Annotated in this window: 31 protein-coding genes; 11 read left to right on the top strand and 20 right to left on the bottom strand. The window is 69.9% G+C overall.

All coding sequences use genetic code 11. The features are described from left to right. Positions 1 to 18 precede the first annotated feature (18 nt). The 14 genes from ACFWXO_RS19245 to ACFWXO_RS19310 all read right to left on the bottom strand — a co-directional run bounded on the left by ACFWXO_RS19245 (position 19) and on the right by ACFWXO_RS19310 (position 11,699). Positions 19 to 540 (bottom strand): hypothetical protein, encoded by a 522-nt coding sequence (locus ACFWXO_RS19245; protein WP_380525058.1) that lies wholly within the window; start codon positions 538 to 540, stop codon positions 19 to 21. Further along, positions 537 to 1,700 carry a hypothetical protein gene (locus tag ACFWXO_RS19250; RefSeq protein ID WP_380525059.1) on the bottom strand — a complete coding sequence of 388 codons (1,164 nt, stop codon included), beginning with the start codon at positions 1,698 to 1,700 and terminating at the stop codon, positions 537 to 539. The genes ACFWXO_RS19245 and ACFWXO_RS19250 overlap by 4 nt, the downstream gene beginning before the upstream one ends. Continuing rightward, entirely contained in the window at positions 1,700 to 2,788 is a 1,089-nt protein-coding gene (locus ACFWXO_RS19255) for a hypothetical protein (protein WP_380525060.1), read from the bottom strand. Before ACFWXO_RS19255 ends, ACFWXO_RS19250 begins: the two co-directional genes overlap by 1 nt. Before the next feature lie 83 nt (positions 2,789 to 2,871). After that, the gene (locus ACFWXO_RS19260) at positions 2,872 to 4,095 is read right to left on the bottom strand and encodes a phage distal tail protein (RefSeq protein WP_380525061.1); all 1,224 of its coding nucleotides are present in this window, start codon (positions 4,093 to 4,095) and stop codon (positions 2,872 to 2,874) included. Then, positions 4,068 to 6,275 carry a hypothetical protein gene (locus tag ACFWXO_RS19265; RefSeq protein ID WP_380525062.1) on the bottom strand — a complete coding sequence of 736 codons (2,208 nt, stop codon included), beginning with the start codon at positions 6,273 to 6,275 and terminating at the stop codon, positions 4,068 to 4,070. Before ACFWXO_RS19265 ends, ACFWXO_RS19260 begins: the two co-directional genes overlap by 28 nt. Before the next feature lie 11 nt (positions 6,276 to 6,286). Next, positions 6,287 to 6,826, bottom strand: a complete 540-nt coding sequence (locus ACFWXO_RS19270; RefSeq protein WP_380525063.1) for a hypothetical protein — start codon at positions 6,824 to 6,826, stop codon at positions 6,287 to 6,289. Continuing rightward, the gene (locus ACFWXO_RS19275) at positions 6,787 to 7,128 is read right to left on the bottom strand and encodes a hypothetical protein (protein ID WP_380525064.1); all 342 of its coding nucleotides are present in this window, start codon (positions 7,126 to 7,128) and stop codon (positions 6,787 to 6,789) included. The genes ACFWXO_RS19270 and ACFWXO_RS19275 overlap by 40 nt, the downstream gene beginning before the upstream one ends. 533 nt (positions 7,129 to 7,661) lie before the next feature. Then, positions 7,662 to 8,258 (bottom strand): hypothetical protein, encoded by a 597-nt coding sequence (locus ACFWXO_RS19280; protein WP_380525066.1) that lies wholly within the window; start codon positions 8,256 to 8,258, stop codon positions 7,662 to 7,664. A 19-nt stretch (positions 8,259 to 8,277) separates the two neighbouring features. Then, positions 8,278 to 8,706, bottom strand: coding sequence for a hypothetical protein (locus ACFWXO_RS19285; RefSeq protein WP_380525067.1), 429 nt, complete (start codon positions 8,704 to 8,706; stop codon positions 8,278 to 8,280). Next, positions 8,703 to 8,990, bottom strand: coding sequence for a DUF5403 family protein (locus tag ACFWXO_RS19290; RefSeq protein ID WP_380525068.1), 288 nt, complete (start codon positions 8,988 to 8,990; stop codon positions 8,703 to 8,705). Before ACFWXO_RS19290 ends, ACFWXO_RS19285 begins: the two co-directional genes overlap by 4 nt. Beyond that, the gene (locus ACFWXO_RS19295; RefSeq protein ID WP_380525069.1) at positions 8,971 to 9,354 is read right to left on the bottom strand and encodes a hypothetical protein; all 384 of its coding nucleotides are present in this window, start codon (positions 9,352 to 9,354) and stop codon (positions 8,971 to 8,973) included. The genes ACFWXO_RS19290 and ACFWXO_RS19295 overlap by 20 nt, the downstream gene beginning before the upstream one ends. Continuing rightward, positions 9,351 to 9,779 (bottom strand): hypothetical protein, encoded by a 429-nt coding sequence (locus ACFWXO_RS19300; protein WP_380525070.1) that lies wholly within the window; start codon positions 9,777 to 9,779, stop codon positions 9,351 to 9,353. The genes ACFWXO_RS19295 and ACFWXO_RS19300 overlap by 4 nt, the downstream gene beginning before the upstream one ends. Before the next feature lie 10 nt (positions 9,780 to 9,789). Continuing rightward, a complete protein-coding gene (locus ACFWXO_RS19305; protein WP_380525126.1) occupies positions 9,790 to 10,815 on the bottom strand; it encodes a P22 phage major capsid protein family protein in 1,026 nt (341 codons plus the stop codon). 389 nt (positions 10,816 to 11,204) lie between these two features. Beyond that, positions 11,205 to 11,699 (bottom strand): hypothetical protein, encoded by a 495-nt coding sequence (locus ACFWXO_RS19310; RefSeq protein ID WP_380525071.1) that lies wholly within the window; start codon positions 11,697 to 11,699, stop codon positions 11,205 to 11,207. 217 nt (positions 11,700 to 11,916) lie between these two features. Between ACFWXO_RS19310 and ACFWXO_RS19315 the strand changes: the two genes are divergently transcribed. Continuing rightward, positions 11,917 to 12,438 (top strand): RICIN domain-containing protein, encoded by a 522-nt coding sequence (locus tag ACFWXO_RS19315; protein ID WP_380525072.1) that lies wholly within the window; start codon positions 11,917 to 11,919, stop codon positions 12,436 to 12,438. Between the two features lie 103 nt (positions 12,439 to 12,541). Here the strand turns inward: ACFWXO_RS19315 and ACFWXO_RS19320 are convergent, their stop codons facing one another. From ACFWXO_RS19320 to ACFWXO_RS19345, 6 genes are all read right to left on the bottom strand, one after another. Further along, positions 12,542 to 13,399: a hypothetical protein gene (locus ACFWXO_RS19320; protein WP_380525073.1), complete on the bottom strand. Its 858-nt coding sequence runs from the start codon at positions 13,397 to 13,399 to the stop codon at positions 12,542 to 12,544. Then, on the bottom strand, positions 13,359 to 14,822 hold the full coding sequence (locus tag ACFWXO_RS19325) for a phage portal protein (protein ID WP_380525074.1): 1,464 nt from the start codon (positions 14,820 to 14,822) through the stop codon (positions 13,359 to 13,361). The genes ACFWXO_RS19320 and ACFWXO_RS19325 overlap by 41 nt, the downstream gene beginning before the upstream one ends. After that, a complete protein-coding gene (locus tag ACFWXO_RS19330) occupies positions 14,822 to 16,471 on the bottom strand; it encodes a terminase (RefSeq protein WP_380525075.1) in 1,650 nt (549 codons plus the stop codon). Before ACFWXO_RS19330 ends, ACFWXO_RS19325 begins: the two co-directional genes overlap by 1 nt. 260 nt (positions 16,472 to 16,731) lie before the next feature. Then, the gene (locus ACFWXO_RS19335; protein ID WP_380525076.1) at positions 16,732 to 16,962 is read right to left on the bottom strand and encodes a hypothetical protein; all 231 of its coding nucleotides are present in this window, start codon (positions 16,960 to 16,962) and stop codon (positions 16,732 to 16,734) included. A gap of 12 nt (positions 16,963 to 16,974) precedes the next feature. Then, positions 16,975 to 17,325: a hypothetical protein gene (locus ACFWXO_RS19340; RefSeq protein WP_380525077.1), complete on the bottom strand. Its 351-nt coding sequence runs from the start codon at positions 17,323 to 17,325 to the stop codon at positions 16,975 to 16,977. Then, positions 17,322 to 17,645 (bottom strand): HNH endonuclease, encoded by a 324-nt coding sequence (locus ACFWXO_RS19345; protein WP_380525078.1) that lies wholly within the window; start codon positions 17,643 to 17,645, stop codon positions 17,322 to 17,324. Before ACFWXO_RS19345 ends, ACFWXO_RS19340 begins: the two co-directional genes overlap by 4 nt. A 574-nt stretch (positions 17,646 to 18,219) precedes the next feature. Between ACFWXO_RS19345 and ACFWXO_RS19350 the strand changes: the two genes are divergently transcribed. The 10 genes from ACFWXO_RS19350 to ACFWXO_RS19395 all read left to right on the top strand — a co-directional run bounded on the left by ACFWXO_RS19350 (position 18,220) and on the right by ACFWXO_RS19395 (position 22,558). Then, entirely contained in the window at positions 18,220 to 18,510 is a 291-nt protein-coding gene (locus ACFWXO_RS19350; RefSeq protein WP_380525079.1) for a hypothetical protein, read from the top strand. A 31-nt stretch (positions 18,511 to 18,541) separates the two neighbouring features. After that, the gene (locus ACFWXO_RS19355; RefSeq protein ID WP_380525080.1) at positions 18,542 to 18,748 is read left to right on the top strand and encodes a hypothetical protein; all 207 of its coding nucleotides are present in this window, start codon (positions 18,542 to 18,544) and stop codon (positions 18,746 to 18,748) included. 32 nt (positions 18,749 to 18,780) lie between these two features. Then, complete coding sequence (locus ACFWXO_RS19360; RefSeq protein WP_380525081.1) at positions 18,781 to 19,614, top strand: hypothetical protein; 834 nt, start codon at positions 18,781 to 18,783, stop codon at positions 19,612 to 19,614. A gap of 52 nt (positions 19,615 to 19,666) precedes the next feature. Then, complete coding sequence (locus ACFWXO_RS19365) at positions 19,667 to 19,852, top strand: hypothetical protein (protein WP_380525083.1); 186 nt, start codon at positions 19,667 to 19,669, stop codon at positions 19,850 to 19,852. 48 nt (positions 19,853 to 19,900) lie between these two features. Then, the gene (locus ACFWXO_RS19370; protein WP_380525084.1) at positions 19,901 to 20,209 is read left to right on the top strand and encodes an antirestriction protein ArdA; all 309 of its coding nucleotides are present in this window, start codon (positions 19,901 to 19,903) and stop codon (positions 20,207 to 20,209) included. Positions 20,210 to 20,317: 108 nt separating this feature from the next. Beyond that, positions 20,318 to 20,641 (top strand): hypothetical protein, encoded by a 324-nt coding sequence (locus ACFWXO_RS19375; RefSeq protein ID WP_380525085.1) that lies wholly within the window; start codon positions 20,318 to 20,320, stop codon positions 20,639 to 20,641. Between the two features lie 91 nt (positions 20,642 to 20,732). Continuing rightward, entirely contained in the window at positions 20,733 to 21,002 is a 270-nt protein-coding gene (locus ACFWXO_RS19380) for a hypothetical protein (RefSeq protein WP_380525086.1), read from the top strand. Between the two features lie 74 nt (positions 21,003 to 21,076). Then, on the top strand, positions 21,077 to 21,571 hold the full coding sequence (locus ACFWXO_RS19385) for a hypothetical protein (protein WP_380525087.1): 495 nt from the start codon (positions 21,077 to 21,079) through the stop codon (positions 21,569 to 21,571). 56 nt (positions 21,572 to 21,627) lie between these two features. Beyond that, complete coding sequence (locus ACFWXO_RS19390; RefSeq protein WP_380525089.1) at positions 21,628 to 21,822, top strand: hypothetical protein; 195 nt, start codon at positions 21,628 to 21,630, stop codon at positions 21,820 to 21,822. 52 nt (positions 21,823 to 21,874) lie between these two features. After that, positions 21,875 to 22,558, top strand: a complete 684-nt coding sequence (locus ACFWXO_RS19395; RefSeq protein WP_380525090.1) for a hypothetical protein — start codon at positions 21,875 to 21,877, stop codon at positions 22,556 to 22,558. Positions 22,559 to 22,598 lie beyond the last annotated feature (40 nt).

Raw genomic sequence — 22,598 nt, forward strand, 5'->3', positions numbered from 1 at the left:
TGCTTGGGGAGATAGAGGTCAGGCGTAGCCGGGCGGGAGGGGCACGGGGGTCCAGGTGCCGGCCTCGGTGGCGGCAGGGGCCTGGTTGAACGGGAGGGCCATGGCCACGCCGGGGTCGACGGTGCCGCCTCCGGTCACGTCGGTCTTGGCCTGGAGGAGGAGTCGCTGCCACTCGCCGGGCTGACCGCCTCCGGTGGGCACGGCCCAGTCCAACCTGACCCAGCCGTTGTTGAGCGCGCCGCCGGTGTACTGCCACTCCGCGGTGACCGCGTGGGCCTTGTCGACGTCGAAGAGCCTCAGCCAGACGTTGGCTCCCTGCTTGGCGGAGACGCGGCAGTCCAGGCGGATGACCGGGTGGGCGATGCCGGCGGTGGGGATGGTGGCGGCGGCGCGCCAGGCGGTGGCGACGTCCAGGCCGGGCCGGTAGGGCGTCATCGGCAGGACCGCGCCGAGCGCGCTGGCGGTGCGTTCCATGCTGGACAGGCGGGTGTCGATTCCGCGGAACTCGTCCGCCAGGGTTGGGCGGCCGTAGACGGTCATTCGGCGAGCTCGCCCTTCACCCAGTCGTCCACGCGCTCGAAGACGGTCGTCGGGACGAGCGCGAGGGTGGTCTCCTCGCCACTGCGGGAGACCTTGGTGTTGATCTCCTGGATGACGTACTCGGCGTCGATGCCGGGCCAGCGGGCGGTGCGGGCGCGCACGCGGATCTTGTGGCCGACGCGCAGCTCGGCGGCGGAGTACTCGCCGCCGGGGTGGAGGGTGACCTCGGGGACGATGATGGGGAACGCGCCGACGGCGGTCATGCGCTCGGCCTGAGCGGTCAGGGTCTCGACCCGGACGACGGAGTTGTTGGTCTCGACGGCGGCCAGGCGCGGGATGCGGCGGCCGTCCTCGGTCTCCAACTGGCCGTTGTACCACCAGGATTTGAGCTGCGACCAGCCTTCGCCCGCGCCGTTGACGCCGGTCTCGGTGCACATCCGGTCGCCGTCCGACGTGACGGTGGTGACGGTGCAGTTGGTGCCGTGCTCCAGCACGATGCCGGTGTCCTCGCCGCCGGCTGGGTAAAGCCATCGCATCCGATTGCGGATCACGCGGGCGTCCACGTCCCAGTCGTGATCGATCCGGAAGTCAAACCCGCGGATCACCGCGCCGAGCTGTTCGACGGCCTCACCGACGGACTTCCACTCGAACCACATGTATGTACGCTCGCGCTTCATCGTGTCCAGGTCGGGGCCGAAGGTCAGTGCGCCGGGACCGTTGCTGCCCCAGTAGCCGTTCTGGCCGGGGGAGACGGGCGAGGGGGAGTCGGCGAACTGCTGGATCAACTCGCGTGCGATGGTGGTCTGTTCGCGCGGCGTGGTGCCGGTGGAGTACCCGAGATTGATCATGTTCCTGCGGTAGTACTCCCACAGGCCGACGCAGTCGAGCGTCATCGTCTCGGCGGACAGGTCGACGGACCACGAGAGCAGCGGGCCGCCCCACAGCACGCGGCTGCCGCGCTGGACGTGGGCGGTGATCCGCCACGGCGAGATCAGCGACCAGTCCAGCCCGGCGAGGGGTTCTGCGGCGAGCGGCACGGTGAAGGTGGCGGAGCCGGGGGCGTTGAGGATGGAGCGGTAGCTGAGCCCGGAGACGGGCAGCTCGGCGAGCAGCCGGCCGCCCTTGAACTCGGAGAGGATCACCCGGTAGTCGTCCGCCATCAGGCCGCCACCGTGACGATGGCCTCGGCGTAGGAGGTCCACGCGGCGGTGAACTTGATGTTGTTGCTCATCGTGTTGCCCGGGGCGCAGGTGGTAAAGACGTTGAGCGGGGTGCCGGCCGGGACCTTGACGGTGGCGCATCCTCTGGCGTCGTGGCTGTCGCCCGCGCGGGTGTACTGCGGGCGCCCGGCCTGGCGGCGCTCGCCGTGTCCCACGACGACGGGCGTGATCCAGCCTTCGCCGAACTCACCCCGGTAGGTGACTTCGAAGGAGACGGTGACCAGGCGCGGGTACGGGGCGGCCGGGGCCGTGAACTGGTGCCAGCCCTCGTTGCCCCACGCCCCGTCCCCGGCCTGGTACGAGGCGTCCAGCTGGACCGCCCCAGGCACGAGCGGGGCGGTGGTGCCTGGGCCCGTGACCTTGTGCAGAGCAGTGGTCGCTGAGTCGTAGACCAGGGAGCCGGCCGGGGCTCCGGCGGCGGCCTGGGCAACGCCCTGAGCGCCCCCGGTCCGGACCTGGCGCAGCGGGGTGGTGTCGAGCTGCCCGGCGGCGACGAACCGGACGTCCTCGATCCCGGTGATACCGGTCTGGGCGATGTTCACCAGAGCCAGGCGGATGCAGTTGGACGGCACGGGCCAGTCCTTCGCGCCCGGGGTGGACTCGGCGAGCACCGCGATGGACCAGCCACGCGCACCTTCCTTGGTTACCTGCGTGCCCGCGGCCGCCGGGGTGGCGGGTGCGTACGGGGTTCCGTCGGCGGCGAAGGAGACGGACTGCATGTAGCGGTCCGCGGTGGTGCGGATGTCGGCCAGCTGGGGACCGGCCGGGGCGCTGTCGGGGTCGGCGAAGGCGACGACGAGGTCCTGGCGGGCGGCCTCACCAGGCTTGGGGGTGGAGCACTGGAGCTGCACGGAGGCGTCCAGGTTGGCGAGGTGCACGGCGCCCGTGTGGGACACGGCCACGTCGTCCGGCAGCCACACCGACCCGGCCGCCACGGACACGCGCGGGGTGGGGTTGTCGACCTTCTCGACCAGCAGGGCGGTGGGCCCGGCGACGCCGACGTGGGCGCCCCGGGTGCCGCCGATCATCGTGCGAAGATCGAGTGCGTCGTACCTCCCCTGCTGAATGAAAAGTGGGGCGCGGAGTTCAACTGCCAAGGGAGAAGGGGTCCTTACATCCAGGCGGAGCGCCAGTACACATCCGCGGTGACCCCGGCGGGGCCTTCGAGTACGTCGAGTTGGACGGTGCTCGCTCCGGGCGGCAGGGCGAACCAGGAGGCTCCCGGGTCGACCTGGCCGAAGCGGCTGGCACCGTTGAGGGTGATGCGGCGACGCCCCATGTCGATCACCAGGGCGTCACCCCGGCCGACCCGCAGTCCCCGGCAGGCGAAGCGCTTGCGCTCGCCGTTGTGGACGAGGGCCAGTGACGGGTCGCGGATCTCGCCCGTGCGCGGGGTGAGCCGGATGACGGGCCAGGTGTCCACCGAGCCCGTGTTGACGATGTCCGGGGCGGCCCGGGTGCCGGGGCCGTTGCCCATGTCGAACGGGAACGTCAACGGGAAGATGGGGCGCCCGCCCCGGGGGACGTCGACCGCGACCGTCGCCGAGGCCTGGTCGGCGGCGTACAGGCGGGGGTCGGTGGCCAGCAGCTCGACCGTGACCCGGCGGCGGCCCGCGTGGAAGTCGCGGTCCACGGTGACGGCGCGCTTGCGCACCCGGGCCATGATCCGGGCCTTCCCGCCCGCCACCCCCGGGAACGCGAACGCGAAGGGCTGCTCGTCCCCACCGGGGGCGAACGCCGCCAGCAGGTCCGGGACTTCGTGATCGTCCAGGGCGAGCATGGTGAGCGTGACGGTGCGCGCTCCCATGTAGTCGGTGCCAGGGGTCAGTCCGTCGCGCTGGAGCAGCTCGGCGTCCGAGGTCCGCACATCCGGGGCGTCCAGGAGGCCGGCCACCTCCTCCAGGACGACGGAGGAGTCCTCACCCAGCAACAGCCCGCCCCACGAAGCCGTCCACGGCTCGCCGGTGTAGGGGTTGCGGGCACTGGGCTGGGGGCCCGGGTCCGGCCTTCGCGGCGCGGGCAGGTCGGGCAGCGTGCGGAACGTGACCGGCTCGGACCACTCGTCGACGTCCGCTCCGCCACGGTGGCAGCGCACCCGGTACTCGGTGCCGGGCTCCAGCGGCTCCCGGCTCCCGAGCAAGGCGGTGCCCGGCCAGTCGGGGTCCTCGGCCTCGAAGCGCGTCGTGCCCGTGGCCGTGTCGATGGTCTCGGTATCCGTCCAAGCGCCGTGGGCCAGGGTGAAGAACACGCGGGCCGTGTGGGCGGTGACGTCGCCGACAATCGGCGCGGTGACGTGCGTGATGGCAGCTACCTCCCGGAGGTCTTCAGCTCCCACGCGATCTGCTTGCCGATCTCGTGGGGGTCCGCGTTAGTGGTGGCGTTGACAGTGATGCGCGGCCCGTAGCGCTCGCTGGCTCCGCCCTTGGACGGGGTGTCCGGGTGGCGCAGACCTGCGGCGGCCCGCTGGCCGTAGCCGTAGGAGTCGAGCGAGCGAAGGCCCGAGGCGACCGGGCGAAGGGCCTGCTCCAGCGGGCTCGCGTACACGGCGGCCGGCATCGCGGCGAACGCCATGACCGGTGCGGCCATCAGCGAGCGCGGCGCGGCGGCCGGGGCGGACGCGGGAGCTGAGCTGAAGGGGTTGATGCTGCTGACGATCCCCGAGACGATGCCGCCGACGCTGATCGACTTCATGCCGTTGACCAGGCCCTGGATCGCTGACTTGCCCTTGTCGAACAGCAGCGAGCCCAGGTCGCCGATCGCCGAGAGGATCTTGCCCGGCAGTGCGGCGACGAACGAGACCGTCGCCGTGATCCCTGACTGGACGCCGCTGGTGATGCTCGACCAGGCCGAGGTCACCGCGTTGACGCAGGTCTGCCAGGCAGACGCCGTCCACGACGTCACGTTCCGCCAGGCCGTCGACACGGCCGAGCCCACGGACGAGGCCGCCGACGAGACGGCCGAGGTCACGGACGACCAGCACGATGCCGTCCACGACGTCACCGACGCCCAGGCCGACGACGTCCATGAGGAAACGTTTCTCCATGCGGCCGAAGCGGCAGAGGCCGCGGAGGATGCCGCCGACGAGACGGCCGACGTCACGGACGACCAGGCGGAGGACGTCCACGAGGTCACCGCGGACCAGGCTGCGGAGGTTGCGGACGTCAGTCCGTCCCAGGCGGCCTGAACTGCGTGCCAGGCCGCGACGGCGGCGATGGCCAGGGCGTTCCAGGCGCTCATCGTGATGTCGAAGCCGACGACCAAGGCGCGAAGCCCGAGGTCGACAAGCCGCATCATGGAGGCCGTGGCCTGCGCGTTGTCCTTGAAGACCTGGAAGAACTGGCGCAGGGTGTCCGCGAACCACGAGACCGACGCGGCGATCTCGGGCGAGAACTGGACCGCCAGGGAGGCCAGCCCCTGAAGGACGGCATCCAGGACGCCGACCAGCGGGCCCAGGATCAGCTTGAGCCGGGCGCCCCCGTTGGAGAGGGTGAGGAAGAAGTCGCCGAAGGCGGCTCCGATGCCGACGAGCGCAACCGGCAGCTCGTCGGTGAACGCCCGCATCCCGGGCGTCGACATCGCCCCCGTGAGCTTCGGGACAAGTGTGTCGCTGAAGTCGGTGACCGACTTCACCATGGGGCGGACGAACTTCGACCCGGCGTCGAAGAACGCCTTGAACTGCGGTTCCGCCTGGCGGAACCAGCTCGTGATGTCGCGGACCGCGCCCCCGAACTCGGAGCGCATGGCGGCGGTGGCGGGCTTCAGCGCCGCCGACGCCTTCTGCATCGCCTCCTCGGCCTGCTTGCCGAGGGTCTTCATATCGCCCGCCGCAGCGATCGCGGCGAGACCGATCGGCAGGACCGGCAAGGCCGCCAGCGCCAGGACGCCGATCAGCCCGGAGGCGACGACCGTCACCCACGAGGCGATGGCGATGACCGCGACCAGCAGCGGCGCTGCCGCAGCGGCGGACTGGGCGAAGCCGGCCGCCATGCCCAGGGTGCCCTGGGCAGCCGAGCTGATGCCCGAGCCGATGCCCTGGAGGGCGGTGGCCGTCTGCTCGATCGAGAGCGTGAACAGCCGCCCGAAGGACCGGGCGACCACCGCGGCCCCCGAACCGACCTCCCGCAGACCGGACTTGACCCGGTCCAGTCCGCCTCTGGCGAGGTGGACATTGATGCCCAGCCGCCAGCGGCGGCCGGTGAACGCCCGGATGCGGACCTCGGCCGGCGCGGTGTCCGCGTCGGCCCGCACCCGCGCTCGTCGTTCGCGGGTGAGGGCGGCGATCCGGGCGGCGGCCTCGCCGGTGTCGGCGACGACGTTGACCCGGACGCTGCGGTCGTGGGTCAACTCCCGCAGCCGGGCGTTGACGCCCGTGGTGTCAAGGTCCAGCTTGACCTTGAGCTTGGTGTAGCGCTCCAGCATCTCCAGGTACCGCTTCAAGCGGTCCCGGAAGCCGTCGGTGTCCGGCAGGACGCGCACGTGGACGCGCCCGGCCTCCTTGCCGCCGGGGCCGGCCATCGGCTCACCTCCTACGTGAGTCGGACCGGTGCGGGCCGATCAGGCGCGGCGGAGCGCGCGAGCACGGCCGCCGGTAGGCGGAACGTTTCTGCAAGGGGGGCTGACGCCTCGGCGAGCACCGGGCCCCCACCCTCGCCGACCTCACGCTGGAGCGCGGCGACGAACGGGCTGGTACCGGCAGCTCGGCGGACCTTCTTGGCGTACGGGCGGGGGTAGGGCGTCGGCCGCTCCACGCTGCGGGGGTTCTTCGAAGCCTTGGTGACCTGGACGTGGGTGAGCGCCTGGACGGCGTCCACCAGGTCCGCGAGGACGTACGTCCTGGCGTCCCAGCCCAGGGCCTCACGGCCACCGCGGAGTGCGGCCAGCGTCGCGGAGTCGTCGGGGAAGGTCCCGATCAGGGCGAGGATCAAGCGGGCGGAGTGCCGGCCCCGGACGAAGTCCAGAATGTCCACGCCGCAGTAGCGGCGCAGGTCGGCGGTGATCTCCGCGCCGTGCTTGTCCAGCAGCCTGATCAGGCCGCCGCTTCCCCCGGCGCGGCCTCCTCCATCCACCGCTCGACCACGGTCATGGTCTGCTCCAGCGGCAGCGCGTCCACGGACTCCCGCATCGCCTTCTTGTCGGAGGCGACCGCCACCAGCAGGCCCGTCATCGCATCGATCCGCTTCTCGTTGCTGACCTTCTGCGACTGCACGATGTCCAGCAGGGCGAGCGCGGTCCTCAGGTCACCGCCGGGCAGGGCCTCGATCCGACGCAGCCGCAGCGTCTTGCCGTTCTTGGCGACGAACTTGGTGCCCTTGCCGGTGTGCTTGCGCTCGGCCTCGGCGGCGAGGGCGGTGAAGTCCAGGGTGGTCAAGAGGGATGCCTCCAGGCGGTTTGACAGATCTGACAGAAAGTCATGAAACTACTACTGAGAGGTTGGCACCTCTCGGTACGTCGCAACCCTGGGTGGGCGGGAATCCCCCTGGGGTTACCCCTCGTGTCGTCGTCTGAGTACCGGTGTACTGACAACGGCGTTGCGAGGGTTGACGCTCAACCCGCACCCACCGAAGACCTCAGCGGCTCGAAGTAGCGCGAGTTCCCGAGCACCTGCACCGGCGGGTCTCGATTCATCTACCGCTTGCGGTAGGTCGGATCGGGCCTGCCTGAAACAGGTCGACTCCCGATCCGCCGCCAGAGCTGAGGAGTTGGTGGTGCAAGTTCCTGGGTGGTTGGCACCTGTGATTCTCGGGGCCCCTACGGTGTTCGCCGTCCTTCGAGTACTGCTGAGGCGCTGGATTCCATCGCTGAGCGAGGACGTGATCATCTCGATCCGTGCGATTCGCAAGGTCCAGGCGGAGCTGCGAAGGGGTCGGGAACCGGTGCAGTCGGCGGTGCCGCCCAAGAGGATCAGGCGGTGAGCTGAAGCCCCACGGCCAGGTCGAAGACCGGGGTCACGGTGCCCAGCGGTGCGGACTGGTTGAGGGCCACCACGGTGGCCTTCACCGGCATCTCGCCGAGCGCGGCCGGGTCCATGGTCACCGAGTCCGCGCCGATGATCGACGTCTTCGGGTAGTGCCAGGCGACGCACTTCGTGCCGTCCACGGCTGCGATCATCAGCGCGCGGTTCTGCGCGGTGGGGCTGGTCGGGATGGAGAACAGGCCCTTGCTGTCCAGACCCCTGTCGGTACCGTAATAGAGCTTGTACGACTCCGCGGTGAAGTCGGACAGGTTGATGGTCACGGCGTAGGTCTTGCTCGGGTCGGTGGTGCGCAGGCTCTTGTTCTGCCACGACCCCAGCACCTCCGGCTCGTCGCCGTCGACGCTCATCTCGATGCCGTTGTCCAGGCTGGTGTTGCCGATGGACTTCCAATTCAGCCCGACAGGGCCCCACTTGGTCGAGTCCTTCGGATCGAACCCTGCCTTCAGGTCCGGCAGCGCGGTACCCGGAGGGGCGACGAAGATGTATCCGGTGCCCGGTACAAGAACCGGGGAGTCGTCAGCCACGCTGACTCCTTTCCGGCCCTCATCGGGGCCGTGTAGCGATCATGTAGTTGCCCGAGAACCGGTAGAAGCCGGTCTGGGCCTCGGTCATCGGGTCGGTGGTGGCGAACGGGCCGGTGGCCTCGCGGAATCGGCTGAGGTAGCCGTCGGGGTTGCCCCACTGCTCGAAGGTCAGGCGGACCAGGCCGGCGCGGGCGCGGCGGGCGAGCAGGGAGGCGTCGGCGCGGCTGGTGGCGTAGGTCTGGATGGTGAACATGCCCTCGTCCACGTACCGCTTGTCCTTCATCACCCCGCCGACTCGGCGGGCGATCACCAGCCCGCCCGTCGTGCTCAGCGCGAGCTGCCAGTCGGTGGGCAGGTAGACCGCGCAGCGGTGCTCCGGGAGCACGGTGCGCAGGGCCTCCAGGACGATGCGCTCGGAGTCGGGCATCAGGTACGGCTCGCGGGTCACCACAGGGCGGCCTCCATCGCGTGGATGCCGTCCACGGGCCGGTTCGCGCGGTGGTTGAAGCCGCCCCAGTTCTTGTGTGCGGCCAGCGGGTCTTCGTTGACGATGGCGTAGCCCTTGGCGTGCCGCTTCACCTTCAGCCCGGCGATGAACTCGCCGGTCTCGACGTGCAGCAGCGCCTTCGCGGCGACGCGGGCCTTGCGCTCCTCGGCCTCCAGCTTGAGGGCGCCCATCACTCCCGGGAGCCCGGCGACCAGGGAGTCCAGGTCAGGACGGATCTCCGCCACTCTGGCCACCGCCCTCCACGATCACGGTCACGAACCGCATGCGGTCGGAAGCGCCGTGGTGGGCGCGCGGGGCGTCCACCACAGCCCAGCGGGTACCGGGGTCGCCGTCGTCGGCGAACTCCAGCGACGACCATTTGTCGATCACCACGTCCGGCGGGAATACCACCTTGCGGCGCACGGGCGGGGACCAGCCGACCTGAGCGCCGACCGGGGCGCGCCAGCCTGCGGCATCGCCGACCGGGGCGACCCAGGCCGAGTAGGTGGTGCTCGGCCCGGGTGCCGGTCGACGGTCGCCGTAGCCGTCATCGACCATGACCACGGTATGGACGCTCACGCGGGTGCGGCCCCGCTCCAGCAGGCTCACGCGGCACCCCAGGAGTCCTCGGGGTCCGGGAACGGGTAGCCGGTACGCAGGCCTCGTGAGGCGACCTCACGGCGGGCGGACACGGAGCGCAGACCACCGCGGCCTGCCACCCGTTCGATCAGCGCTTGCTCGCCCCGGGTGAGGGCGAGTCCCATCGGGGAGCCGTCCGGCATGCGGTAGGAGACCTCGCCGGCCTGCTCCTGCACGTACGACTCCGGGTTGCGGAAGCGGCGGTCGGCGACGGCCAGGGCCAGCGTGCGGATCACCTGGGGGTGGCGCTGCGGGGTCCACGCGGGGTGGCCGGTGGCGGCGATGACCCAGAAGGCGTCTTCGATCGCGGCGTTGGCCCGCTCCCAGTCCGGGGTGCCGATGGCAGGAGCGGGCTTGCCCAGGCGCTTGAACAGGTCGGAGACGTCGAGCGCCACGCACGGCCCCTTACTTCGCGACGGTGGCGGTCGGCTCACCGGTGAAGGTGACGCGGATGCCTCGGACCTTGACCAGGTTCTTCGGGTCCTGCCAGTTGGTCTCGCCCTTCTTCAGGTCGGTGACCAGGGTGGCGCCCCAGTACGAGCTGAGGAAGGAACGCTCCATCGCCGCACCGGAGTTGTAGTCCTTGATCCAGCGCAGCGAGAAGCCCTCGGCCGACTGCCGGCCGCCCTTCGCAGACTCGGGTACGCCCGGCGCGCCGGATACGAGCTGGATCGCGGAGCGGTGGAAGGCGTACACACCCAGCGGGTTGAGCGTGTCGCTGGTGGACTCCACGAGGTTGAAGCCGTGGATGCGGCCGAGGGTGCTCTCCTTCAGGGCCGCGCCGCCGTCGGCGTGCTCGTTGGCCTTGAGGATGTTCGGGTCGTTCAGCAGGTAGAACGCGGCCTCGCTGCCCAGGACGGCCGTGCGGCCCTCGGCGGGAATGTTCTCCTTGTTGAGCTGGACGCGCAGGCGGGCGAGGGCCTTGCGGATCATCCGGCCGGCCTCGTCGTCGGACGCGGCCTTGGTGAGGTCGACCGGGATCTTCGCGGCAGTGGCCACGTCCGTGAAACCGTTCATCGCGGTCGCGACCTTGCGCTCCAGGCGCTCGGTGATGCTGTCCACCTGCGGGACCATGACCTGCTCGCCGAAGCTGAACAGGTCAAGCGACAGCTCGGCATCGCTGAGGTCCACCGCGGAGTAGGCGTGGGTGTCCAGGCGGACGGCCAGGAGACCTTCGTTCAGGGTCTCGGACTGAATCCAGGTCGCGGTGTCGTTGAACTTCCGCTTGGCGTCGATCGCCTCCTCTGCACCGTGCAGGCGGGCGGGACGGCGGATGTTGATGACCTGGCCGGTGGCGTTGACGAACTCGGACGCCGCTCGGCGGTCGAACATGCCCGCCAGGACCACGGAGTCCTTCAGGTTGGCGAGAGCTTCGGTGACGAGCTTGTCAGGGTTCTGGAAGGCGTTGGCACGTGCGGGGTTGAGAGAGATAGCGCTGTTCCTCGGGAAGACGGAAGGCCGCCCACGTACGGGGCGGCCTCAGGTTCAGGGGGTGGTTTCAAGCCGATCTTCCGGAGTCTCGGTGTCATCTCCTCGTGCAGCAGCCCCGGATGGGAGCATGCCAGAGAACGGATACACCGGACACAGAAGATGGAGACAGGACATGGCGCAGGGGCAGCAGCGGCTGGAGACCAAGCAGATCACCGGGTAGGTCATCACGCACACCATCGTCAAGCCGACCAACGACCTTGGCTACTCCAGGAAGCAGGAGGCGGAGATGGTTGATGCGCTGGACGCGGCGGAGGCTGCGGACAAGGCGAAGACTGCCTCGGAGTGACGGTGGGTGAGGACTGACCCTTCACAGCCGCCCGGCTCATCGGTCAGATGCCGTAGCGGCGCTGGCGCAGCTTCGCGGCCAGGCCCTTGTACGGGTCGGGCTCGGAGTGGGGGGTCAGCCCACCCGCGCCCAGCAGCGGCTTCGGCGCGGCGACGGCGGCCAGTTGCTCGGCGTGCTGGCGGACGGCAGCCTCGTCGGCACCCTGGACCAGGGCGGCGAGGACCGGCGGCAGCGCGTACTCGGCGGCGATCCGGTCTCGGAGTGCCTGCTCCTGGAGCTGGGCCACCTGGGCGCGCAGCTCGTCCGCCTCGACGCCGGCCTCGACGGAGCGCTCGCGTGTGGTGTCCAGGTCGGCCTGCATCTTCTCGTACAGCGCCTTGTAGTCCGGCTCGACTGGGGCGGGGGCGGCCGGGCTCTGCTCGCCGCTCTCCACAGCGGGGGTCTCGGGCTCCGGACTTGCGGGCGGGGTGGCCGGGTTCACCACGCCGCCGGGGATCGCCTCGGCCGGGGTCGGGGTCTCGCTCTGCTGTTCGGACAAGTTTCTCCTAGAGGTCGTCCGCAATCGATCTTGGACGGAACGTGGGCTGATGCCCCTTCTGTCATCGGTCGGCGGATCGGCTTCGGTGTTCCGTCAAGCGCGGTCCGCAAGGAACGCCCGAAAGTGATCTTGCCAACCCGGCACCCCTCGTGGCTTTCTGGAATCGATCGATGACCGTACGTAGCGGACGGTCGGAGTGCGATGAATGGGGACGACGATGAGCACTTCCAACGAAGCGACCGCGGGTGGCGAGGAATCCACCGCCGCGAAGGCCGCCGGGCTGCCCGAATCGGGCACAGTGGTCAGCTGGGCCAACGCTTCGAGCAGGCTGCGGATGGCAGTCCAGCGTGAGTCCACCAAGGACGGGGCCGAAGTCCACCAGCTTCTCGCCACCCCTAGGGACCACATGCGATGGCGACTGGTCGTGGTGGGCCAGGACAACGGCGACGTTCTGTACAAGATGGAGAACGTACGCAGCGGAAAGGTCCTGGAGGTCTCCGGAGCCCAGCAGCGGGAAGGGGCGGTGGTAGCGCAATGGGCCGACGAGGGTGACGACGCGCACCACCAGCAGTGGAAGCTGATCCGGGTGGGCGACACGGTCAACCCCGAGGTGTACGAGATCGTGAACCGGAACAGCGGGTTGTTCCTGCGAGTCGACGGCAAATCCCAGACAGTAATCAAGCAGCGCGCTGCGGAAGGCGAACCCCAGGAACGGCAGTGGCAGTTGCTCCCGGTTTGACGCAGGAGGGTCAGGCGAGGACGCCCCTCAGTGCTCGAAGCCGGATAGTTCCCGGAATCGAACGGGTTGGAGCCGCCCCTTGCCTGACCCGCCGGCTCTCGTCTCACCCAGGGGCCTTGTCGCTGTAGTAAGTGCGCCAGTCCGCCAGCGACCCGCCTCCGAAGTCCCGCCACATCCGGCTGAACCGGCCGTTCTCGATGGGCAGTTGGTAGCGGCGGGAGAAGATCGGGATCGGCTGGCAGTGGCAGTGCGGGTGAGCGCCGAACGCGGCCGTGCGCTTGGACTTGTAGATCGCGCCTCGGCCGGCCATGAGCGCGCAGAAGTAGCAGGGGCTTGCGTCGGTCTTGCGGAAGTAGCCGATCGCCCCGGGGTCGTCTTGGAGAGCGGTGTGGATCGCGTCCCGGCCGCCGTCCTGGACGAGCATCCCGCCCGCCCCGGTGCTGCCGGTCTTCAGCGAGTCCAGGAACTCCTTCTCCCAGGCGATCAGCTCCGGGTCGTTCAGCTCGGCCGAGCCCTGGCCGGCGTGCTCGCTCTCGTGCTGGGCCACGCGGTCGGCGACCTGGTGGCGGAACGCTTCTTCCGCCCTGAGGGCCTCGTGGGCGAGGTCTTCGACGGGGAAGGGATTGCGGGTGTCGACGGCCAGCTGCTCGTGCGGGCCGGTGCCGGTCCGCTTGCCGGTGGCCTTGTTGAAGTCGGCCCACAGGGAGCCGAGCGAGGCACCCGGGCGGTAGTCGGGGCCGCCGATCACGCGGCCGGTCTCCAGTGCGCGCACCAGTCGGTAGAAGGCGATGGACAGAACCCGGGAGGCCGCCGCGGATTCGCGGATGGCCGCCGTGTACTCGGCTTCCAGCTCGGTCAGCGAACCGGCGATCTCGCGGGCCTCGACGGCGGCCAGTACCTCGGCCCAGCGGGCGGCGAAGTCAGCGGCCAGCGCTTGCTGCGCGAGCTGGTACGCGGCCACCGCCCGCAGGATCTCGGCCGTTCTTGGAGTCCACGCCACCGGCCGTCGCCTCCTTCTGCTGCTTCATGGCCTCGGCCTCGGCGGCCTCCGCCTTACGGGCGGCCTCCTCGGCGGCCTTGACCGCCTCGTCGATGTCTGCCTGGCTGAAGCCGGGCACCTTGCGCAGCGCGACGCTGAGCGGGACTCCCTGCTGCATGAGCTTGACCATCGCATCGGCAGCCTGGGCCAGCGAACGCGTTGCCTTCTCAGCCCACTCGACCTGGCTCTCGTCCTGCTCGATCTCGCCCCGGCCGGCCGCAACGGCGCACAGCCGGAACACCGACTCCCACGACTCGCCCAGCGAGTCCTGGAGCGTGGACAGGAACCGTTTGAACGAGGTCTCCGCTGCCGCGAGGGCGTCCGCGCTGAGGTTCACCAGGTTCGACCCGGCCAGGTAGTGCGGCGGCACGTCGGCCAGGCCCATGATCTCCTCGACGGTCTGACGGCGGGAGGCCAGCAGGTCCGAGGTGGGCATGCTCGGGAGCTGCCCGAACTTCGCATCCGAGTTGGGCGCCATCAGCAGGGTGGAGGGGTCCAACGAGGGGACGTCGTAGAGGGGTTCGCCGGTCTCCGGGTCGCGCAGCGGGTCACCCGTCTCCGGGTCTAGCCGCTCCGACGGAGCCAGGCCGGTGGCGAAGCGGATCGCGTGCGCGCCCCAGTGCTCGGTGAGCAGCAGGGACAGCGTCTGCTGGTTGAGGCGGTCCTGCGAGACGAGCAGCGGCTCGATCAGGCCCCGGGTGCGGCCCCTCAGGTCCACCGACGGGGAGAACCGCACCACCGGGCAGACGTTCATGCCGTGCGGCTCGGTGGCGAGCACCGCGGCCTCCGGCTCGGCGTCCAGGTCCACGGTGTGGCGGGCGACGTCGTCCCACAGGTAGGCCAGCGTGCGGTGCTCGTCGGGCTGCTGCTCGGGCACGTGCAGCGCGTACACCGGATGCTCGTCCCAGGCCGGGTCGACGTAGACGGCCACGGTGGTGATCGCGTCGTACGCGCGGATCAGCGGCTCGCGGCGGCCCTTGCGAGGGTCGGGGGTGACCACGACGTACGCGGCCCCGCTGGTGAGGGCGGCGCGGTGGACGGCGTTCTGCCGCTCGTCCAGCCGGCTCTGCTGCCAGTACTTCCACTCGAAGGCGTTCTCGCCGCTGCCCGGCTTGCGGAAGCCCTGGACGCGCAGCGCGTTCAGCGGGGCCTCCACCGCCAGGCCGGAGACGTTGACGATGGACCGCTTGACCAGGTCCTTGAACTCGGCGTTGGCCTTGGCCGGCATCCACGGAGCGCGGTGCAGGCCGCGGGCATAGCGGTCGACCAGGTTCAACCGGTCGAAGTCGCGGTCGACCAGGCCCTTGGCGTGCCGGGCACGCTGGAGTACGACGGGGAGGGACATCAGAACCCTCCTCTGGTCTGGAGTTGTCCGGGCTGCTTCGGGGGCTTGAGCTTGCCGCTCTCGGCGAGGCGGCGCAGGGCGATCCAGGCGATCACCATCGTGGCGTACAGGTCGATCTTCAGCTTCGACTCGCGGCTCTCCTTGCCGAAGCCGATGCCGTACTTGTTCGGGCGCCTGCGGGCGTTCATGGTGTGCCGGGTCAGCGAGTAGTCACGTACGTGCGGCAGGGACGCCGTCTCGATCGCGCCGACCATCGCCATGTGCTCGGTGGTGATCTCGCGCTGGTTGGCGCGCATGTCGAACCCGACCGTGGACTTGCCGGACGCCTTGATCAGCAGGTGCTTGCCGTAGGTCTCCGACCAGTCCGCGATGTAGGACTCCCAGCCGTTCACGTCGGCGAAGAACGCGGTGACGGTGTACTTCTGGAAGACGTGGCCGACCATGTCGTTGACCTCCTGGCCGTCCACTTCCCAGTTCTTGCCGGCCGGGCCGTCCGGCTTCTCCCACAGCGCGAGCGGCTGCACCAGCTTGTCCCGAACTCTCATGGCCAGCAGGGCAGTCGAGTCGTCGGTCTTGCCGCCATCGAAGGCAAGGACGATCCGCTCGCCGGGCCGGATGCCGTCCTCGGGCTCGACCGTCGCCAGGTCCCAGGTGTCACGGTCCACCAGCGCGTCATCGTGGCTGGAGAGCTGGTTGAGGTACTTCCGCCGGGACTCGTCCTCGGACGTGGACGCCGACCAGATGTCCTTCATCACTCGGGAGGGATTGATCCACACCGAGTCGCCCCGCGCGCACAGGATCGCCGCGAGCAGCTGGTCCTCGTCGGCGAGATCGACCCCGGGCGGGGCCTCCACCGAGTCGTAGTAGATACCCGCGTCGCGGTTGATCCCGTCGCGCTGCTTCTCGAAGGCGTACCAGGTGCCCTCGGCGACGCTCTCCTCCCCGATGATCGGCGCGTTGGTGATCTCCATTGTCCGCCCGCCGACCTTGGTCGCGTTGGGACGGATCGTGGCTGCGAGGCGGGGGCCGTGGTTGCCTTCGACCCAGTGCCAGGTTTCATTCAGCAGCGCGAAGCTCGGCCGGCCGCCCTCGGCGGCGCGGAAGCTGGACGCCTTGGCCTCCAGGCGGCACTGGCGGCCGTCAGTGTCGGTCTGGCTGGCGTAGCAGACCTCTTGGCCCAGCTTGATCGCGTACCGGTCGATGGCGGCCTGGGAGAAGATCGTGGACAGCGCCGACATCGTGTTGACGTTCTGGCCAGCCGCGGTGGCGAAGATCTGCACCCAGGCTTCCTGCGGCGGGCCGCCGATCGGCGAGCCGTCGGCGCGAAAGCCGACCAGGCGGCACGGGCCGACGAACTCCATCGCGGCCACCGACGCCATCGTCGGGTCCTTGCCCCACCCCTTGAGGCGGCGCAGGGTGCCGGACTCGTAGCGGAAGGACCGACCCCAGGTCTCGGGGTCGTTCGGGTCCTCCGGGACGGCATCGTTGCGCAGCTCGTACCAGCGGGAGAGGATTCTGACCTGCTCGGGGGTGTACTTCCAGTCTGGCCGGAAGGCACGCGCCGACCAGCGCAGCAGCTCGCCCGCGAGGGTGCGGTGCGGGTGCGGAACGGTGTCCGCGATGGTGCGGACAGGTTCGTAGGTGAGCAACGAACCTCCTGCGCACTACCGATCTACCGCTTTCGCGGTAGAAGAATCCTGAGAACGGAAAGAGCACGCTTCCGCGTCTCGGAGCTTCGGTGTAGTACCGCAAGAATGGCGGTAGTCCCGACAAGGCCGACGTAGGCAAGGGCGGCGTAGCCCGTCGTCTGCAACATGAAGGCAGTAGAGCACCGCTTCTACCGATCGCACATTCCCCTCTATGAGCAGCGCTCATAGAATGTGACGAACACTCATAACTGTGGCAGATGTCACACTTGAGATGCCCCGAGGACAGCGCGATCCTCCAACAGTCGGGCAGCGTCGACGGAGACGTGCTCACCGGCTACGAAGGGCGAGTTCATGTTGTGGGCCCACAGTTCACGGGCCATGGCGTGCGGGACCTCGGAGTCCAAGCACGCCTCGTAGTAGACGATCGTCCGCGCGATACGCAGGGACTCGTCCGAGGGGCCGACGCCCCGTGCTGCCTTGCGGCGTGCCACGGCGGGCTCCTCTCAGACTCGATTGCCCCAGCGGGCGCCCACGGCGTCGCGGGCGTTGTGACCCCGCCTCGGGCCTTCGCCTTCACCGCGGACCTTGGCGAGGTAGCCGGCCGCGCTCGCCCGGTTGGTCTGGGCCTGCGCGATGCCCGGGTGGAGGACCATCATCCCGGCGCGGTTCCCGCCGGGGATCATCTGGCCTTCGCGCTTCACCACGGCGTCGAGCTGGGCGGCGCGGGCGAGCATCGGTGTGGCGATGTCGATCAGCGCGAGGTCGGTCGGCTCCAAGTCCAACTCGGTCTCGTACAGCGCGATCAACGCGGCGCGGATCGCCGCCGGGTTCTTCTCGGTCGGATCGACGTTCAACGGACCTCCCCGGGGTGGCGTCGGCGGGTTCGGACGGGCTGCCAACGGTCCGCGGTGGCTCGTCGGCGGGCCCGGCCAGCGTCGGCGGCGTCCTTGCGCAGGACGTGCCAGTCGCACAGCGCGCGCAAGTTGGCGGGGTCGTCGGAGCCGCCCTCGGAGGCGGGGGCGATGTGGTCGCAGTGGCGGGCGGGCTCGGCGCACAGTTCGCCGGTGTCGTAGCGGATGTGCTGGCACATCCAGCCGTCGCGGTTCATCACCGCGCGGCGAAGGCGGGCCCAGTGCGGGGGAAGAGGGATCGTCCGGCGCGAACTCGCGGACACGGAGACCTCCTTGAAGCGCAGGACCCCGCCAGGTGCTCGACCACGACCGGGGAGAGAGGGCCGATCGGGGAGCGTTGCCCTGGCGGGGCTGTGGGAGGAGGCCGGCTGGGGTGCCGCAGCAACAGGTGCGCGCACGCGCGCGGAGCGGCCTCCACATGTATTAAGCCGGGGTGGTTAACACCACCAACGCCCGTGGCCTCACTCTCCGCAATCAGTGCGTGGCAGAGTGTTCATCTCTGCTGGTCACGCTGCGTAGATGATCCAGAAGAAGGAGTCGGTTGGCGTTCGTATCGGATCTCGGCTGCTATGACGCTCCGGGCAACAAAGGAACGCGCGCGGGAGGCACCCCCCGGGTCGCCCCGCAGCAAGCGCTGAACGGCCGCAACGCGACCACCAATTCCGCTGAACAACAAGGGATTTCAAGCTCCTTCGCGTGCGCGCGCGTCTTCCAACTTGGCGCGAACGAGCAGCCTCGTTGACTGTGGCGACGAACACACCTCTCGCATTGGACAACCAATGCGGTAATGCCACAGTGTTGGACACACAACGCCGTGCCGACCGAAACGAGATCACGATGCGTAACTACCTCGCCCCCGCCGCTCTGGGGCTGGCCATGCTGCTGGCCGGGTCGCCGTGGCAGACGCACAACTGGGGCGGGGGGCTCGCGGCGGCCCTCCTGGCGGCCCTTGTCACCCACTGGGCCCGGCAGCTGCCCGGCCTGGTGAAGCGGGCCGCACAGGGCCCGGCTGTGGCCGCCGAACCGGAGCGGGTGGCCGTCGTCCCCGCCCCGGTGAGCAGCTACGACCGCGAGCGCGCCGAGATCACCGGCCGCCGCCCGCGCCGCAACCGCCGCAACGCCCGCTAACCGCCCCGGCTCAACCAACGGAGAACCCGCGATGAACCCCCGCCGCACCCTCGCCGTGCTCACCCTGTCCGCCGCAACCGCCGTCGGCGGGTGGCTGGTCGGCCACACCACCGCCACACCGGAAGCGCCCGAATCCGTGCTGGTCGAAGCCTTCAACGACGGGTGGACCGAAGGCATGCAAGACGCCTGCGATCAGGGCAGCACGTACGCCTGCGACTGGCTCAACCCCACCCGCTGACCGGCCACCCGAACCACCGCAAGGAACGCACCATGAACGCCACGCTCACCCCCGAACTCACCGACGCCGTAGACAAGTTCGGCGCGCGGTACGACACCGCACAGAACCTGCTCAATGAGTGCGCCGCCCACGACTGGGCACGCATAGCCCTGGTGATGGACGTCTCCGGGTTCCTGGAGGACGGGGACCACTGGTACTCCACCGAGGCGGAACAGGTGCTCGCGGCATCCAACTACGAAACCGCCAAGCGCTGGTTCACCGAGGAGTGCGGGCCGATCGGCGAAGCGTGGGACGACACAGGGTGGCTCATGTACGACGCGGACAACCCGGCCGCCGTGGCGGTAGCCGAGCGCGTGACCGCGTGCCTGCACGGATACCCGCTGCTGGACGAGACCGACCACGGCGAACGCGAGTGGGAAGCCATGGTGGAGGAGGTGGAGGGGTCGCCCCTCACCCTGCCCGACGGGGTGGACGGCGCGGACGTGCTGCGCGAACTGCCCTGCCCCCAACTCGGCTGCATCACCATGGACATGGTGGAGGACGCCCTGTCCGGCATGGGGTACGCGCAGTGCTCGGACTGTGACGAGTGGCTGACCCCGATGACCGCCCGGAGCGGCGAACCCCTGTGCCGTGACTGCGCCCTCGAAGAGACGCGCCCGGTTGAGATGTCTGTCTGGGTACCGGCGGACGGCGACGTGACCCGGGCCCGCACCGTGTACGGGCAGGGCAAGCCGCTGACGGCCGTCCTGACGCCCTACCTCGACGGCTACGCCACGCAGCAGGGGGCCGCGTACCGCGAAGACGTCCGCGCCATCGTCCGGGGCTCCGCGCAGGGATACCGCGCCGTGTACGGCCGCGCCGCGTAGGCACCAGGCCCCGCCCCCTCCAACTCCCGCACCACAGAACGGAAGCACCACCATGACCCGCACCACCGCCCTTGAGCTCTCCGGCTACTGGCCGCGCCTCGCCCGACTCGGGATGGACCACCCGGAGAACGTGGCCGCGATGTTCGACGCCTTCCGTGACATGCGCCGCGACGCGGAGTTCGGCCGGGGGCTCGACCTCCTGCTGGACGACCTGTTCGACGCCCCCGACACCGTCTGACCACCCCCACCCACCGCGCCACCGCACCGACCCGAGAGAGACCCCACCGTGAGCCGCACCGCTGACTACCTGACCGAGCTTGCCGAGGACGCCGGAGTCGTCGCAGAGCTCGAAGCCCTCACCGCCTACGCCGGGTACGTGGGCAACGCCGAGTACGCCGTCGCCAGCTTCGAGGACGCGTACGAAGGCGAGTGGGACAGCCTGGAGGACTTCGCCCATGACCGGCTCATGGAGACGGACGACGAGTACCGCGCGGCTGTCGAAGGGTGCCGGGGGTGGCGGCCCGAGCTGGACATGATCGCGTGGGGCTGCGACTACTTCCACGCCGCCAGCGGCCACGTCTTCCGGTCCCTCTGAGCTGTGCCCCCTTGGTGAGGGCCCAGCGCCCCCGCCGGGCCCCGCCATGGGTGCACAGACACCAGGCCCCACCCCCTCACCCCCAACCGCCACCACGGAGGCACAGCCATGCCCGAGAACGCCCCGAACCCCGCCTTCGACGCCACGTTCGCCACGCTTGTCGCGGACCTGCCCGACCCCGAAGTGACCGCCAGCGAAGACGAGTTCGGCTGTGAGCTCTGCGGCGGGGTGCTGGAAGCCACCGCGCCCCTGTGGTTCGAGGTCTACCGGCGGGCCGACGGAACCCCCGGCGTCTACGTCCACGGGATCGGCATCGAGTCGGCCACCGTCAGCTGCAAGGAATGCAACCAGGCCCCCGGGGACCACCTGGACCGGATGATCACGGACGCCATGTACCCGTGGGACAACGCGCTCACCGGCATGGAGGTCTGAGCCGCTTCGGTGGCGGCCGGACCACTCCGGCCCCTGCCGTGGCCGCTCAGGCACCAGGCCCCACCCTCACCCGTACCGAAGGAACAGCGCAATGACCACCACCCCCACCGAGACCACACCCGAGAGCAACGGCGACCTGTTCGAGTGCGAGTACTGCGGCGGCCGGATCGAAGCCTATGCCCCGCTGTGGGCCCGGATTCGCCGCCGCCCCGACGGAACCCCCGCCCTCGAAGCGCTCGGGGCATGGCACGAAGACGCCCGGGTCAGCTGCGCCGACTGCGACATGCCGAGCGAACTCGCCCAACTCATCTCCGACGTCATGCGCCCGGTCTGGAGCGCCGTATCCCGCATCAAGGTCTGAGCCCCTACCGCGCTGGCACCAGGCCCCGCGCGGTCCCACCCCCGCCACCGCACCATCGAAGGAACAGCGCCACCGTGACCACCACCCCCGCCCGTCTGCAAGCCCTCGTTGACCGCGTCCACAGCCACGAAGCCGGTTGGGAAACCACATTCGTGGAGAACGTCCCCTCCTACGACCCCGCTTGCTTCCTCGACCAGCCCGCCGACGACAAGGACATGGACAACTGGGACGAGATCGACAACGACCGCGCGTTCCACAGCCGAGAGCTGTTGTTCACGATGACCGCCGAACTCGAAGCGCTCATTGCCGAGTTGGAGAACGTCACCCCGGGCCCCCCGCTGGCCAGCGCCCAAGAGTTCAAGGTGCTCACCGCCTGGGCCGTCTACGACAGCCACAGCGCCGACCACGCCGACCCGGACCGCCTCACCACCGCCCGACTCACCGAGGCCGGATACCTCACCCCCGGGTACGTGATCGGCAGCTGGCGAGCCACCCGCACCGGACACGCCGCCCTCACGGCGTACACCAGGGCCCACCCCGTCGGCAGCGGCGTCGGCATCCCGCTGTGACCGACCCCTCTGGCGCCAGACCCCACCCCCACCCGCACCATCCGCAGGAGCCCCCCATGCCCCACTTCGCCGTGCACATTGACGAGACCGTGTCTTACCGCTTCGAGGTCGAAGCCGACAACTACGAAGCCGCCGAGGCCGCCGCCGTCGCCCTCTTCGAGAGCGACGCCCGCGAGGACGGCTACAGCCACTCCAACGAGATGCAGGTCTATGACCCCGAACTGCTGGACGCGCCCCCGACCGCCGCGTGACTGCGCGCCGCTGACACCAGGTCCCACCCCCGCCGCAGCCCAGGAGACCCCAGTGCCCACCCCCCATGACGAACGCGTTCCGCTGCGCGCTGAACTGCTGATGCTCGCCGAAGGGCTCGCCCAGGCCCTCGGTGCCGCCGAGTGGACCGTCGACCCGCGCCGGATACCCGACTGGCACCCCTGCGTCGAACTGGTCCGCACCGAAGACGGAGCCCACATCCTGATCCAGCAGGAACGGCTGCGCCCCGGCCGGTGGTGGGTGCACGGCGTCCTCCCCGACGGCGGCACCTACTACTACCGGCACGACATCGAATCGGGGGACATCACCGTCACCCGGGCCAAGACCCCCGCCCAGGTCGCCCAGGACGTGCAACGGCGACTGCTGCCCGCCCTGGACGCGGCGGTCGCCGAGATGAGCGCCAGGCAGCACCAGCACCTGACCGACGTGCACGAGGTCACCGCCGTGGCCCGCCGGTTGAAGGCCGTGCCGCTCACCACCGGCCAGCCGCCCGGCGAGGCGAACGGGCGAAATGGCGAGGACACCACCCGCACCCTGCGCTGGAACCAGGGCCCTGGGACCTCTTGGAGCTCGCCCCACGCCGTCGTCAAAGTTGGCCGTGCCCGGTTCGGCGGCGTCGAGATCGCGTGCTCGCACCTCACCCCCGACATGGCCGAGGCCGTGCTGCTGGCCTTGGCCGCCTCGCTGCCCGCCGAGAAGCCGGTTAAGGCCGCGTAGGCACCAGAGCCCACCCCCGCCAGCGGCCGGCTGCTGGCAC

The organism is Kitasatospora sp. NPDC059088 (genome assembly GCF_042738155.1).
In the GTDB taxonomy this organism is placed as follows: Bacteria; Actinomycetota; Actinomycetes; order Streptomycetales; family Streptomycetaceae; genus Kitasatospora.